Raw genomic sequence first — 13,118 nt, forward strand, 5'->3', positions numbered from 1 at the left:
CCAGGGTGCCGGTCTCGCAGCCGGGGGCCGGGTGGGCGGCCATGCCGGGGGCCTTGTCGATGACGATAAGGTCGGCGTCCTCGAACAGGACGGTCAGAGGGATGGCTTCGGGCTGGGGCGTGGCGGGGGCGACGGGCGGCAGGGCGACTACATAGCGGCCAGGCTGGGCCTTGGCCGAGCCGTTGGAGACCGCCTGGCCGTCGCGGGTGACGGCGCCTTCGGCCAGCAGGGCCTGGAGCCGGGCGCGGGACAGGGTCGGGAAGGCCTCGGCCAGAGCCTTGTCCAGACGCACGCCGGGCGCGTCGATGCGCGCATTGAGCAATTCGGGCGCTTCGTCGTCTTCCGACAGTAAAGGTTCATCAGCCATGGTGTGAAATAGCATGGCTTGCGTGAAGAGGCGTCATCGGACCTCGAGTGCGGCTGTTGTAGAGATGCCTAAATGAAGTTGCCGACCGTCGCCGTCGTTGCGGCATCCAGCGTCGTCCTGTTGTCGGGCTGTGCGACGATGAGCGAGGGCCAATGCCTGGTCGGCGACTGGGGCGGACAGGGCTATCGCGATGGGGCCGAAGGGCATCCGTCCAGCCGCCTGCATGACCACGCCAAGGCCTGCGCCAAGCATGGCGTGACTCCGAACATGAGCGCCTATATGTCGGCGCGCGAGGATGGGCTGCGGACCTATTGCACCTGGGAGAACGGCTTCCGCGCGGGGCGTGCGGGCGGAACCTATCAGGGCGTCTGCTCGCCGGCGGAAGAACGAGCCTTCGTGCCCGCGCATCGCGACGGGCGGCAGTTGTATGAGGTCGAGCAGGCGGTCTCTTCGGCCGAAAGCGCGTTGAACTCGGCGATCCGTCGCATCGAAAGCCGAGAGGACAAGCTGGACGCCAAGCGGCGTGAACTGCGTCAGGAAGGCCTGACATCCGAAGAGCGTCAGCGTATCCGCAACCGCATCCGCGAGGTTGAGGGCGAACTGGACGACGCGCATCGCTCCGCGCGCCGGGCCGAGGACGACCTGCGCTACGCTGAGGTCGAACTGCGGACTGTGCGCCGTATGCTCGATGGCCGTTACGGGGTTTGGTGAACATGAAAACGCCCGCCTCCGGTCGACGGAGGCGGGCGTTTCAATCTGATGGCGATGCGACCGGCGATCAGCCGATGCGCGGGTCCAGTTCGCCGCCGGCGTAGCGCTTGGCCATCTGGGCCGTGGACAGGGGCTTGATCTTGGAGGCCTGGCCTTCGCAGCCGAACTGCAGGTAGCGCTCCTGGCACAGCTTGCGCATGGCTTCCTTGGCGGGCTTCAGATAGGCGCGGGGGTCGAACTCGCCCGGCTTCTCGGCCAGCAGCTTGCGGATGGCGCCGGTCATGGCCATGCGGTTGTCGGTGTCGATGTTCACCTTGCGCACGCCGTTCTTGATGCCGCGCTGGATTTCCTCGACCGGCACGCCCCAGGTCTGGGGCATCTGGCCGCCATAGGCGTTGATGATGTCCTGCAGATCCTGCGGCACCGACGACGAGCCGTGCATCACCAGGTGGGTGTTGGGCAGGCGGCGGTGGATTTCCTCGATCACGTTCATGGCCAGGACTTCGCCGTCCGGCTTGCGCGTGAACTTATAGGCGCCGTGCGAGGTGCCCATGGCGATGGCCAGGGCGTCGACCTTGGTGGCCTTGACGAAGTCGACGGCTTGATCCGGGTCGGTCAGCAGGGCCGAGTGGTCCAGCTTGCCTTCGAAGCCGTGGCCGTCTTCAGCCTCGCCCATGCCGGTCTCCAGCGAGCCCAGAACGCCCAGCTCGCCCTCGACCGAGACGCCGCAGGAGTGGGCCATCTCGGTGACGCGGCGCGTGACCTCGACGTTGTATTCATAGGATGCGGGGGTCTTGGCGTCTTCTTCCAGCGAGCCGTCCATCATCACCGAGGTGAAGCCGTACTGGATGGCGGTGGCGCAGGTCGCCGGGCCGTTGCCGTGGTCCTGGTGCATACAGACCGGGATGTGCGGATACAGTTCGGCGAGGGCGTCGATCAGCTTGGCCAGAACAACGTCGTTGGCGTAGGAGCGGGCGCCGCGCGAGGCCTGGATGATGACCGGCGCGTTGACGGCGTCGGCGGCCTCCATGATGGCCAGGCCCTGCTCCATGTTGTTGATGTTGTAGGCGGGCAGGCCGTAGTCGTGCTCCGCCGCGTGGTCGAGCAGTTGTCGCAGCGTGATGCGCGCCATGGGTAGTCTCCTGAACCAGATATGATTTTGCCCGAGGTCTTAGCCGTTCGGGCGGGGGAAGTCACGCCGATGTGACAGGGCGCAAGTGTGGTGGACTTTGGACGTGCAGCCTCTAAGTGGACGCGACGCCTCGGGCGTGTCTGATCAAGGAGCGGCGATGAGCCAGAACGACGATGCGCTGGATGAAGACGGCGGCGGTTTCGATGTCGACGACTGGTCGCGGCTGACGCCCTTTGCCGGAACGGTGGCGACGTTGGACGATGTTCAGGCAGGCAAGGCCGTGTTCGCCCTGGGCGACACCGAAGAGCCGCGCGTCATCGACATGGAGCTGCCCCAGCCGGTTATCTGGTGGGAAGACGACGGCGAACAGGCGGCTGTGATCGTTCAGGCCGAGGCCCATGTCGGGCCTGACGGCGAACTGATGGAAGTGCTGGGCCTGATCCTGCCTGACGGCGGCGGGGCGGTGGCCCTGCTGGACGACGTTGATCTGGTGGACGACACCGATCCGACGTGGCGCGATCTGGTCGCGCGGGCCGTCGATATGGACGGCGAAGACTGAAGCTTCGGGCATCAGGGGCGAGGGCCGCGAACAGCCCTCGCCTTGACGTTTCTTAGGCGGCGCGCAGGGCCTCGACGCCCGGCAGAACCTTGCCTTCCATCCATTCCAGGAAGGCGCCGCCCGCGGTGGAGACGAAGGTCATGTCGTCGGCCGTGCCCGCGTGGTTCAGGGCCGCGACGGTGTCGCCGCCGCCGGCCACGGCGACCAGCTTGCCGGCCTTGGCCAGTTCGGCGGCGTGCTTGGCGGCCTCGACCGTGGCCTTGTCGAAGGGCGGAACTTCGAACACGCCCAGCGGGCCGTTCCAGATCAGGGTCTTGGACAGGTCCATCGCGCGGTTCAGGCGGGCGACGGTTTCCGGCCCGGCGTCCAGGATCAGGTCGTCGGCGGCGATGCGGTCCAGGGCGCGCACGCCCGACTCGATGCCCGGCTTCACGCCCTTGGCGACCACGACGTCGACCGGGAGCAGCAGCTCGCAGCCCTGACGGCGGGCTTCCTCGATGATCTCGCGGGCGGTGTCGGCCAGATCCTTCTCGCACAGCGAACCGCCGACATCGACGCCCTGGGCGAACAGGAAGGTGTTGGCCATGCCGCCGCCGATGGCCAGATAGTCCAGCTTGGCGACCAGGTTCTTCAGCAGGTCTAGCTTGGTCGAGACCTTGGCGCCGCCGACGATGCCGATGACCGGCTTCTGCGGCTTGCCGAGCGCGGCGTCCAGCGCCTGAAGCTCGCGCTTCATGGCTTCACCGGCGTAGGCAGGCAGCAGGCGGGCCAGGCCTTCGGTCGAAGCGTGGGCGCGGTGCGCGGCCGAGAAGGCGTCGTTGACGTAGAGGTCGCCCAGTTCCGCCAGCTGGGCGGCGAAGGCCGGGTCGTTCTTTTCCTCGCCCTTGTGGAAGCGGACGTTTTCCAGCAGCAGCACGCCGCCCGCGTCCAGATCGGCCACGGCGGCCTTGGCCTCATCGCCCACGCAGTCGTCAGCGAAGCGCACGGGGCCGTGCAGCAGCATTTCCAGCGGCTGAACGACCGGCTTCAGGCTCATCGATGGCACGCGCTCGCCCTTGGGGCGGTCGAAGTGGGCCAGCAGCACCACCTTGGCGCCCGCCTCACGCAGGCGGTGGATGGTCGGCAGGGCGGCCTTCAGCCGGGTGTCGTCAGTGACGTTCCCGTCCTCCATCGGCACGTTGAAATCCACGCGGACCAGGGCGGCCTTGCCCGAAAGGTCGGAAACGTCGTCGAGGGTGCGGAAGGTCATCGGTGAAGTTCCAGGTCTTCCTTCTCCCTGTGGGAGAAGGTGGCCCGCAGGGCCGGATGAGGGTCGAAGGTGTCAGTCGGCGTAAGCCGTGGTCAGAGCGTGTTCAAGCAGGCGTGTGCACGAATGGCGGCGGCAATGGCTTCGGGTTGGCCTAACGCCTGGGCGTTGGTGAAGCGCAGAACCGTCCAGCCCAAGGCTTCCAGATCGGTCTGTCTCAGGTGATCGCTTGTTACGACCTCGTCTCGATCGTGGACGCCGCCGTCGATCTCGATCACGAGTCGCAAGCGGTCGCAGGCGAAATCCGTGACGTATCGTCCGATCGGATGCTGGCGGCGAAACTTGTGGTTGTCGATCCGTCCGCCCCGCAGCAAAGCCCAAACGCGCTGCTCGACAAGGCCGGATTTTTGTCGAAGCGTGCGGGCGAAGACGATGCGTTCCACAGTCATGGCCGCCGACCCTCACCCTTTCGCGCAGCCAATCGCCTTCGGCTCTTGGGCGCTCAAGCCCTCTCCCAGTGGGAGAGGGCTCAGCAGTTGTCTTACAGGAACTTGGCCATCACCAGGGCGGTGTCGGCCATGCGGGTCGCGAAGCCCCACTCGTTGTCGTACCAGGTCAGGACGCGGGCCAGCTTGCCGTCGACGACCTGCGTCTGGGGCAGGGCGGCGGTCGAGGAGGCGGCGACGTGGTTCAGGTCGACCGAGACCAGCGGGTCGGTGGTCGTGGCCAGGACGCCGCTCATCGGGCCGTTCGCGGCGGCCAGCAGGGCGGCGTTGATTTCCTCGACCGTGACTTCGCGACCGGCGACGACCTTCAGGTCGACGACCGAGACGTTCGGGGTCGGGACGCGGATCGACGAGCCGTCCAGCTTGCCCTTCAGTTCCGGCAGGACCAGGCCCAGGGCCTTGGCGGCGCCGGTCGAGGTCGGGATCATCGACAGGGCGGCCGCGCGGCCGCGGTACAGATCCTTGTGCATCGTATCCAGCGTCGGCTGGTCGCCGGTGTAGGCGTGGATGGTGGTCATGTAGCCGCGCTCGATGCCGAACAGGTCGTGCAGCACCTTGGCCACCGGGGCCAGGGCGTTGGTCGTGCACGAGCCGTTGGAGACGACGATGTCGTCGGCCGTCAGCGTCTCATGGTTGACCTTGAAGACGATGGTCTTGTCGGCGCCGTCGGCCGGGGCCGAGACCAGCACGCGCTTGGCGCCGGCTTTCAGGTGAGCCGAGGCCTTGTCCTTGGAGGTGAAGATGCCCGTGCATTCCAGGGCGATGTCCACCTTCAGCTCGGCGTGCGGCAGGTTGGCCGGGTCGCGCTCGGCCGTGACCTTGATTTTGCCGGTGCCGACGTCGATCCAGTCCTCGCCGGTCGTGACCGTGCCGGGGAAGCGGCCGTGCACCGAGTCAAAGCGGAACAGGTGGGCGTTGGTCTCGACCGGGCCCAGGTCGTTGATCGCCACGACCTCGATGTCCTTGCGGCCGTGCTCGACGATCGAGCGGAGGACGAGGCGGCCGATGCGGCCGAAGCCGTTGATGGCGACGCGAACGGTCATGGGGAGCAGTCTCCTGAACAGGGGCGATTATGATGGGCGCCTTAGTGGGACGGAGCGCGCGCGGTTGCAACCCCGTCGCCGTAACAAGGTATGATCGCCTGTAACCGTCCGAGGACGGTTAAGCTGCCTCAGCAGCAGCGGAAGCCGCCGCCTTCGCCGAACCGCCGCGCCTCGTGCAGGCGGAAGAAGGCGGTGCGGTCCAGCGGCTCCTGATCCGGATGGGTGACGGCCGCATGGGCGACATAGGCGTCATAATCCGGCTGGCCGATCATCAGCCCGGCGGTGCGGCGGGCGTCCTTGCCCCACCGCACCAGCGTGTCCCGGCAGGCGCAGAGCAGGTCAGCGCCGCCGGTAGCCCCCGAGGATGAAGAGGACTTAAGCACGGGCGATGTCCATGGCTTCGTCGGCCAGGGTCAGCTCATGCTCTGCCGGGGTTTCGACCACGGTCGGGCGATCGGACTTCAGCGCCTTGAGGCAGGCCCCGACGCCATAGACCACGACCGTCAGCACCACGAACAGGAAGCCTGCTGTCAGCGCCGAGTTGACGTAGTCGTTGACGATGACCCGGTGCATGTCGCCGATGGTCTTGGCCGGGGCCAGGATGTCGCCGGCGGCCATGGCGTCCTGATATTTGCGGGCGTGGGCGAGGAAGCCGATCTTCACGTCGGGGTGGAACAGCTTCTGCAGCCCCGCCGTGACGGTGCAGATCAGCAGCCAGACCGCCGGAACCGCCGTGGCCCAGGCGAACCTCTGCCGCTTCATCTTGAACAGGACGACCGTGCCCAGGATCAGGGCGACCGCCGCCAGCATCTGGTTGGCGATGCCGAACAGGGGCCACAGGCTGTTGATCCCGCCCAGCGGATCGACCACGCCGGTATAGAGGAAATAGCCCCACAGACTGACCGTCAGGGCTGTGGCCACGACGTTGCCGGTCCAGGATTGCGTCTGGCGCATCTTCGGCACGGCCATGCCCAGCAGGTCCTGGATCATGAAGCGGCAGACGCGGGTGCCGGCGTCGACCGTGGTCAGGATGAACAGGGCCTCGAACAGGATGGCGAAGTGATACCAGAAAGCCATCATGGCCTTGCCGCCGATGACGCCCGACAGGATGTGCGCCATGCCGACCGCCAGCGTCGGCGCCCCGCCCGCACGCGACAGGATGGAGTGTTCGCCGACGTCCTTGGCCAGTTGCTCCAGCTCGGCCGGGGTGATGTGGAAGCCCCATTGGGCCACGGCGGCGGCGGCGGATGCGGCGTTGTCGCCGATCACGGCGACCGGGCTGTTCATGGCGAAATAGACGGCCGGGTCCAGCACGGTGGCGGCGATCAGGGCCATGATGGCCACGAAGCTCTCGCACAGCATGGCGCCGTAGCCGATCAGCGGAATCTGGTTCTCGTTCTCCAGCAGCTTGGGCGTGGTGCCTGACGAGATCAGGGCGTGGAAGCCGGACACGGCCCCGCAGGCGATGGTGATGAACAGGAAGGGGAAGAGGGCGCCCGAGAAGACCGGCCCGGTGCCGTCGATGAAGGGGGTGATGGCGGGCATCTGCACATGCGGGCGCACGATCAGGATGCCGACGGCCAGGGCGACGATGGCGCCGATCTTCAGGAAGGTGGACAGATAGTCGCGCGGCGCCAGCAGCAGCCACACCGGAATGACCGAGGCGATGAAGCCGTAGGCCATCATGGCCAGCGCCAGCGTCGTGCCCGACAGGGTGAAGGCCGGACCCCAGAAGGGATCAGCGGCGATATGGCCGCCGCCGATGATGGCCAGGACCAGCAGCACCACGCCGATCACCGACACCTCGCCCACGCGGCCGGGCCGCAGATAGCGGGTGTACAGACCCATGAAGATGGCGATGGGGATGGTGGCGGCGACGGTGAAGGTGCCCCAGGGGCTCTCGGCCAGGGCCTTGACCACCACCAGCGCCAGCACGGCCAGGATGATGACCATGATCATCAGCACCCCGACCTGGGCGATGACGCCGGGGATGGGGCCCATCTCGGTGCGGACCATGTCGCCCAGCGACCGGCCGTCGCGGCGGGTCGACATGAACAGGACGATCATGTCCTGCACCGCTCCCGCCAGCACGGCGCCGACCAGAATCCACAGCACGCCGGGCAGATAGCCCATCTGGGCCGCCAGCACCGGCCCGACCAGAGGCCCTGCGCCCGCAATGGCCGCGAAATGGTGGCCGAACAGGACGTTTCTGGGCGTCGGGACGTAATCCAGTCCGTCGTTGTGCCGGACGGCGGGCGTGGGCCTGCGCGCGTTAAGCCCCAGCACCTTTCCGGCCAGATAGCGGGCGTAGAAGCGGTAGGCGATGGCGTAGACGCACAGCGCCGCGACCACGATCCATACTGCGCTAATGCTTTCGCCCTGATGCAGGGCGATGACGGCGAGGGACACGGCCCCCAATATGGCGATGGCGCCGAATATCAGCGCCGTCTTGAGCTTGCCCATGGCGAACGGTCCTCCGGGTCGACTGGGTGCGACCTTTCGCCTTTTTTGGACCCTAATCGCGTCCGGCGCCAATCGACAAAAGTCGAAGAAGCGTGGCTTCAGGCATGGCTAATGCTTGAACCTCTCCCGGCGGGAGAGGGCTTGAGCTTCGGAGAGCCGAAAGGCGATCCGCCAAGCGAAAGGGTGAGGGGCTTGTCCTGTCCGTCGGCGTAAGCCGTCGCGCTACGGTCTTCGACCGACTTCAGCCGCGAACCCTCACCCTTTCGCCTTAACCAATCGCTTCGCTCTTGGAGGCTCAAGCCCTCTCCCATCGGGAGAGGGGGAGGATCAGGGAGCGCCCACCCGCACCTTGGACGCCGCCTCGGTCGCGCGGGCACGCGCCTCGTCCGTGTCGGCGCCGCGGGCCAGGGCCACGCCCATGCGGCGGCGCTCGAAGGCCTCGGGCTTGCCGAACAGGCGCAGGTCGGCGGTCGGCACCGATAAGGCCTCGGCCACGCCCTCGAACACCACGCCCTCGGCCTCCAGACCGCCGTAGATGACGGCGCTGGCGCCCGGTTCGCGCAAGGTCACGTCCACGGGCAGACCTAGAATGGCCCGGGCGTGAAGCGCGAACTCGCTCATCACCTGCGTCGCCAGTGTCACCAGTCCGGTGTCGTGCGGACGCGGCGAAACCTCCGAGAACCAGACCTCGTCGCCCTTGACGAACAGTTCGACGCCGAACACGCCGAGGCCGCCCAGAGCCTCCGTCACCTTGGCTGCGATGGCCTGCGACGCCTTCAGTGCGGCAGGGCTCATGGCCTGAGGCTGCCAGCTTTCGACATAGTCGCCCTTCTGCTGGCGGTGGCCGATAGGCGCGCAGAAGTCGGTTCGCACCGCGCCGTCGCGCAACGACCGGACCGTCAGCAGGGTGATCTCATAGTCGAAGGCGATGCGCCCCTCGACGATGACGACGCCGCCCGCGACCCGGCCGGACGCTTCGGCATAGGCCCAGGCCTCGGCCACGCCCTCCGGCCCTTCGACATAGGACTGGCCCTTGCCCGAAGACGACATCACCGGCTTGACGAAGCAGGGGAAGCCGACGGCCTCGGCGCCCGCCGCCAGTTCCGCAGCCGAACCTGCAAAGGCGTAGGGGCTGGTCGGCAGGCCCAGTTCCTCGGCGGCCAGACGGCGGATGCCCTCGCGGTTCATGGTCAGCTGGGTCGCACGGGCCGTGGGGATGACGCGGGCCAGCCCCGCCGCCTCGATGGCCGCCAGGGCGTCGGTGGCGATGGCCTCGATCTCGGGCACGATGATGTGCGGGGCCTCGGCCATGATGATCCCGTTCAGCACCTGCGGGTCGGTCATGGGGATGACGTGGCTGCGATGCGCCACCTGCATGGCCGGGGCGTTGGGATAGCGATCGACCGCGATCACCTCGGCGCCCAGACGCTGCAGCTCGATGGCCACCTCCTTGCCCAGCTCGCCCGAGCCCAGCAGCATGACGCGCGTGGCGTGGTCGGTAAGCGGCGTGCCGATCTTCATGGCTCAGGCTCCAGCAGGTTCGATCAGATCCCAGGCGTTGCCGTAGAGGTCTTCGAAGACCACCACCTTGCCATAGGCCTCGTGACGGGGCGTTTCGCGGAAGACGACGCCGGCCTTCAGCCAGGCGGCGTGATCGCGCATCAGGTCGTCGGTGTAGAGAAACAGCCAGACGCGGCCGCCCGCCTGGTCGCCGATCCGGGCGACCTGTTCCGGCGTCGCGGCGCGGGCCAGCAGCAGGGAGGTCTGGCCGCCTTTGGGCGTGACGCGGACCCAGCGCTTGCCGCCGCCCATGTCGGTGTCTTCGCTGAGTTCGAAGCCCAGCTTGCCGACGAAGAAGGCGATGGCCTCGTCATAGTCACGGACCAGCAGGCTGACGGCGCCGAGATGGCTCATTGTGCAGGCGCTGCGTAAAGGCGGCGGAAGGCGTCCAGGGCGGCCCCGTGATAGATGGTGGCGTGGCTCTCGTTCGGGCGCGGGGTGAAGTCCCACTTGACGCCGGGCAGGGCGTGGTCGCGCAGATTGGCGGTCAGGACGTCCATCGGCGCCTGCATCATCTCGCCCTCGTCGCCGAGGGTCAGGATCAGGGTGCGCGGGTCGTTGGAATGGTCGCGCAGATGCGCCCCTGACTGCCGCGCCAGCTGACCGCCGTCCCACCACAGGCTGGGGCTGACGGCGACATAGGCGTCGAACATCTGCGGCTCTTTCAGGAAGGTCTCGACCACGAAGAGGCCGGCGAGCGACTCGCCCATCAGGGCCGTCTCGCCGCTCGTGCGATAGCGGACTGCGATGAAACGCATAACTTCCTGGCTGACAAAGCGGCGGAAGCGGTCGGACTGCCCCTGCGTCGGATAGCGGGCGATCAGTTCGGCGTCGTCGGTCGGCAGGGCCAGCTCGTTGCGGCGGTCCATCGAGGCGATGCCCACGACGATGACGTCCCGCGTCGTGCCAACGATGGTTCCCAACTGGGCGATGCCCGAGATGTGGTGAAAGTCCTGATCCTGACCGCCGTCCAGCACATAGAGGACGGGATAGCTCTGATTGCTTTTCGCATAGCCGGGCGGCAGCCAGACGTTGATCTCGCGCGTCTGGTTCATGACGGCTGAGGGCAGGGCGTAGGACTGGCCGATGACAACGGGCGTCTCGACCGCCATGGGGGCGGTTGTCTCGGCGAAGACAGGCGCGCCGCCTGCCATCGACAAGCCGAAGCTCAGGACGAGGGCGAGGCGGCGCATGATGTTTACAGCCGGGCCTTGGCGGCCTCGACCACGGCCTCGGCGATGATGCCGAACTCGCGGTAGAGGACTTCGGCCGGGGCCGAGGCGCCGAAGGACGACATGCCGACGAAGCCGCCGTCCTCGCCGATGAAGCGTTCCCAGCCCTGCTTGATCGCGGCCTCGACGGCGACGCGGACGGTGCCGCGGCCGATGACGGCGTCCTGATAGGCCTTGGGCTGCTGCTCGAACAAGGCGAAGCAGGGGACCGAGACGACGCGGGTCGGCACGCCTTCGGCCTCCAGCGTCTCGGCGGCCTTCAGCGCCAGGGCGACTTCGGTGCCGGTGCCGAACAGGGTGACTTTCGCTGCGCCGTTGGCGGCCTTCAGCTCATAGGCGCCCTTGCGAGACAGGTTCTCGCCCGCGTCGGTCACGCGCACGGCCGGGGTCTTCTGACGCGACAGGCACATGGCTGTGGGCGTGGTCTTGTGCTGCAGGGCGACCTGCCAGCACTCCAGCGCCTCGACCGTGTCGGCGGGGCGCATGGTCAGCAGGTTGGGGATGGCGCGCAGGGCCGCCAGATGCTCGACCGGCTGGTGCGTCGGCCCGTCTTCGCCCAGGCCGATGCTGTCGTGCGTCAGGACGTGGATCGCGCGCACGCCCATCAGGGCGCCCAGACGGATCGCCGGACGGCTGTAGTCGGCGAACGCCATGAAGGTGCCGCCGTAGGGGATGACCCCGCCGTGCAGCGCCAGACCGTTCATCGCGGCGGCCATGCCGAACTCGCGGATGCCGTAGTTCAGGTAACGACCGGCATAGTCCGGCGCGTCCATAATCTGGGTGTTCTTGACGAAGGTGTTGTTCGAGCCGGTCAGGTCGGCCGAGCCGCCGACCATTTCGGGGATGGCGTTGAACACCGTCTCCAGCGCCTCGCCGGAGGACTGGCGCGTGGCCAGCGCAGGCTTGTCGACAACCAACTGCTTCAGTTTGGCGTCCAGAGCCTCGAAGGCGCCGGTGGGCAGGTCGCCCGCCATGGCGCGGGTGAAGTCGTCACGCTGGGCGTGATTCAGCAGGCGGGATTCCCAGGTCTTGCGGGCCTTGCCGCCCTGTTTGCCGACCTTGGCCCAGGCCTTCTGGACGCCTTCCGGCAGTTCGAACGGCTCGAACGGCCAGTTCAGCGCCTGACGGGTGGCTGCGATCTCGGTGGCGCCCAGGGCCGCGCCGTGGGTCTTGTGGCTGCCTTCCATGGTGGCGGCGCCCTTGCCGATCTTGGTCTTGCAGGCGATCAGAGTCGGCTTGTCCTGCTTGACGGCCCAGGCCAGGGTCTTCTGGATCTGCTTGTAGTCGTGGCCGTCGATGGCCTTGACCGCCCAGCCCGAGGCCTTGAAGCGGGCCAGCTGATCGGTGGCGTCCGACAGCGACACCTTGCCGTCGATAGTGATCTCATTGTCGTCCCACAGGACGCACAGCTTGTTCAGCTTCAGGCGCCCGGCCAGGGCGATGGCTTCCTGCGACACGCCTTCCATCAGGCAGCCGTCGCCGGCGACGACCCAGGTGCGGTGATCCACCAGATCCTTGCCGAAGCGGGCGGCCAGATGGCGCTCAGCCAAGGCGAAACCGACCGAGGTGGCCAGACCCTGACCCAGAGGGCCAGTCGTGGTCTCGATCCCGGCCATGTGGCCGTACTCCGGGTGGCCAGCGGTCTTGAAGCCCCACTGACGGAAGTTTTCCAGCTGTTCCCGCGTCGCGTCCTTGTAGCCCGTCAGGTGCAGCAGGCTGTAGATCAGCATCGAGCCGTGGCCCGCCGACAGGATGAAGCGGTCGCGGTCGGCCCAGTCGGGACGGCTGGCGTCGAACTTCAGGAATTTCGAGTAGAGGACGGTGGCGACGTCGGCCATGCCCATCGGCATGCCGGGGTGGCCGCTCTTGGCCTTTTCGACCGCATCCATGGACAGCACCCGGATGGCGTCGGCCATCTGCTTGGGCGAAGGCTTGGCGAATGCAGCTTGGGCGTCGGTCACGGCGAGACCTTTCCTCAGGAACAGGATAAAGCGGGGGCGGCGCCGCTTTACCCCGGCGCGCCGGCAGGTTCTACACGGAATCTGGAAGAAAGGACCATCATGGACGCCGTCACGGCTGCAAAGGCGCGGATCGATCGAGCGTTAGCCGATCTGGAGCGCAAGGTGCTGGAGCTGAAGGCGAGGCCCGCCTCGGCGCCGCCCATCGCGGATGACGACCTGTTCGCGCCGCGCGCCTCGAACGCGGCCGACCTGGCGCGCATCGCCGAGCTGGAGACGGCCGGTCAGGAAACCGCTCAGGCGCTGGCGCTGCGCCTCAACGGCCCAGTGGTGATGGTCGA

The 13,118-nt window shown here is 67.4% G+C and carries 14 protein-coding genes; 3 read left to right on the plus strand and 11 right to left on the minus strand.

Features of this window, described 5'->3' with window-relative positions; all coding sequences use genetic code 11:
* Positions 1 to 367 (minus strand): S4 domain-containing protein (locus tag RT567_RS07900; protein ID WP_409516157.1); only part of this gene is annotated, 367 nt, incomplete at its 3' end.
* A 72-nt stretch (positions 368 to 439) separates the two neighbouring features.
* Between RT567_RS07900 and RT567_RS07905 the strand changes: the two genes are divergently transcribed.
* Positions 440 to 1,078, plus strand: a complete 639-nt coding sequence (locus RT567_RS07905) for a DUF2799 domain-containing protein (protein WP_313575578.1) — start codon at positions 440 to 442, stop codon at positions 1,076 to 1,078.
* 67 nt (positions 1,079 to 1,145) lie between these two features.
* Here RT567_RS07905 and fba read toward each other — a convergent pair whose 3' ends face one another.
* A complete protein-coding gene (fba, locus tag RT567_RS07910) occupies positions 1,146 to 2,210 on the minus strand; it encodes a class II fructose-bisphosphate aldolase (RefSeq protein ID WP_313575580.1) in 1,065 nt (354 codons plus the stop codon).
* Between the two features lie 157 nt (positions 2,211 to 2,367).
* Here fba and RT567_RS07915 point away from each other — a divergent pair, with 157 nt between their 5' ends.
* Entirely contained in the window at positions 2,368 to 2,769 is a 402-nt protein-coding gene (locus RT567_RS07915) for a hypothetical protein (RefSeq protein ID WP_313575581.1), read from the plus strand.
* A gap of 52 nt (positions 2,770 to 2,821) precedes the next feature.
* Here RT567_RS07915 and RT567_RS07920 read toward each other — a convergent pair whose 3' ends face one another.
* The 9 genes from RT567_RS07920 to tkt all read right to left on the minus strand — a co-directional run bounded on the left by RT567_RS07920 (position 2,822) and on the right by tkt (position 12,735).
* Complete coding sequence (locus RT567_RS07920) at positions 2,822 to 4,018, minus strand: phosphoglycerate kinase (RefSeq protein ID WP_313575583.1); 1,197 nt, start codon at positions 4,016 to 4,018, stop codon at positions 2,822 to 2,824.
* A 92-nt stretch (positions 4,019 to 4,110) separates the two neighbouring features.
* On the minus strand, positions 4,111 to 4,464 hold the full coding sequence (locus RT567_RS07925; RefSeq protein ID WP_313575585.1) for an endonuclease domain-containing protein: 354 nt from the start codon (positions 4,462 to 4,464) through the stop codon (positions 4,111 to 4,113).
* 92 nt (positions 4,465 to 4,556) lie between these two features.
* Entirely contained in the window at positions 4,557 to 5,564 is a 1,008-nt protein-coding gene (gene gap / locus RT567_RS07930; RefSeq protein WP_313575586.1) for a type I glyceraldehyde-3-phosphate dehydrogenase, read from the minus strand.
* A gap of 128 nt (positions 5,565 to 5,692) precedes the next feature.
* Positions 5,693 to 5,947: a YbdD/YjiX family protein gene (locus RT567_RS07935; RefSeq protein ID WP_313575588.1), complete on the minus strand. Its 255-nt coding sequence runs from the start codon at positions 5,945 to 5,947 to the stop codon at positions 5,693 to 5,695.
* Entirely contained in the window at positions 5,940 to 8,027 is a 2,088-nt protein-coding gene (locus RT567_RS07940) for a carbon starvation CstA family protein (RefSeq protein WP_313575590.1), read from the minus strand. Before RT567_RS07940 ends, RT567_RS07935 begins: the two co-directional genes overlap by 8 nt.
* A gap of 327 nt (positions 8,028 to 8,354) precedes the next feature.
* The gene (purT, locus tag RT567_RS07945) at positions 8,355 to 9,548 is read right to left on the minus strand and encodes a formate-dependent phosphoribosylglycinamide formyltransferase (RefSeq protein ID WP_313575592.1); all 1,194 of its coding nucleotides are present in this window, start codon (positions 9,546 to 9,548) and stop codon (positions 8,355 to 8,357) included.
* A 3-nt stretch (positions 9,549 to 9,551) separates the two neighbouring features.
* Entirely contained in the window at positions 9,552 to 9,941 is a 390-nt protein-coding gene (locus tag RT567_RS07950) for a VOC family protein (RefSeq protein WP_313575593.1), read from the minus strand.
* The gene (locus tag RT567_RS07955) at positions 9,938 to 10,780 is read right to left on the minus strand and encodes an alpha/beta hydrolase (RefSeq protein ID WP_313575595.1); all 843 of its coding nucleotides are present in this window, start codon (positions 10,778 to 10,780) and stop codon (positions 9,938 to 9,940) included. Before RT567_RS07955 ends, RT567_RS07950 begins: the two co-directional genes overlap by 4 nt.
* Before the next feature lie 5 nt (positions 10,781 to 10,785).
* The gene (gene tkt / locus RT567_RS07960) at positions 10,786 to 12,735 is read right to left on the minus strand and encodes a transketolase (protein WP_313575599.1); all 1,950 of its coding nucleotides are present in this window, start codon (positions 12,733 to 12,735) and stop codon (positions 10,786 to 10,788) included.
* A gap of 144 nt (positions 12,736 to 12,879) precedes the next feature.
* On the opposite strand from tkt, the gene RT567_RS07965 reads away from it, so the two are divergent.
* Positions 12,880 to 13,118: hypothetical protein (locus tag RT567_RS07965; protein WP_313575597.1), on the plus strand; the 239-nt coding region annotated here is incomplete at its 3' end.

This window comes from Brevundimonas sp., from assembly GCF_032107865.1.
GTDB lineage: Bacteria > Pseudomonadota > Alphaproteobacteria > Caulobacterales > Caulobacteraceae > Brevundimonas.

Excerpts from the sequence above, each read along its gene's own strand:
- RT567_RS07905 (WP_313575578.1), top strand. The coding sequence starts at position 440 with ATGAAGTTGCCGACCGTCGCCGTCGTTGCGGCATCCAGCGTCGTCCTG.
- fba (WP_313575580.1), bottom strand. The coding sequence starts at position 2,210 with ATGGCGCGCATCACGCTGCGACAACTGCTCGACCACGCGGCGGAGCAC.
- RT567_RS07915 (WP_313575581.1), top strand. The coding sequence starts at position 2,368 with ATGAGCCAGAACGACGATGCGCTGGATGAAGACGGCGGCGGTTTCGAT.
- RT567_RS07920 (WP_313575583.1), bottom strand. The coding sequence starts at position 4,018 with ATGACCTTCCGCACCCTCGACGACGTTTCCGACCTTTCGGGCAAGGCC.
- RT567_RS07925 (WP_313575585.1), bottom strand. The coding sequence starts at position 4,464 with ATGACTGTGGAACGCATCGTCTTCGCCCGCACGCTTCGACAAAAATCC.
- gap (WP_313575586.1), bottom strand. The coding sequence starts at position 5,564 with ATGACCGTTCGCGTCGCCATCAACGGCTTCGGCCGCATCGGCCGCCTC.
- RT567_RS07940 (WP_313575590.1), bottom strand. The coding sequence starts at position 8,027 with ATGGGCAAGCTCAAGACGGCGCTGATATTCGGCGCCATCGCCATATTG.
- purT (WP_313575592.1), bottom strand. The coding sequence starts at position 9,548 with ATGAAGATCGGCACGCCGCTTACCGACCACGCCACGCGCGTCATGCTG.
- RT567_RS07950 (WP_313575593.1), bottom strand. The coding sequence starts at position 9,941 with ATGAGCCATCTCGGCGCCGTCAGCCTGCTGGTCCGTGACTATGACGAG.
- RT567_RS07955 (WP_313575595.1), bottom strand. The coding sequence starts at position 10,780 with ATGCGCCGCCTCGCCCTCGTCCTGAGCTTCGGCTTGTCGATGGCAGGC.
- tkt (WP_313575599.1), bottom strand. The coding sequence starts at position 12,735 with ATGGCCGACGCCATCCGGGTGCTGTCCATGGATGCGGTCGAAAAGGCC.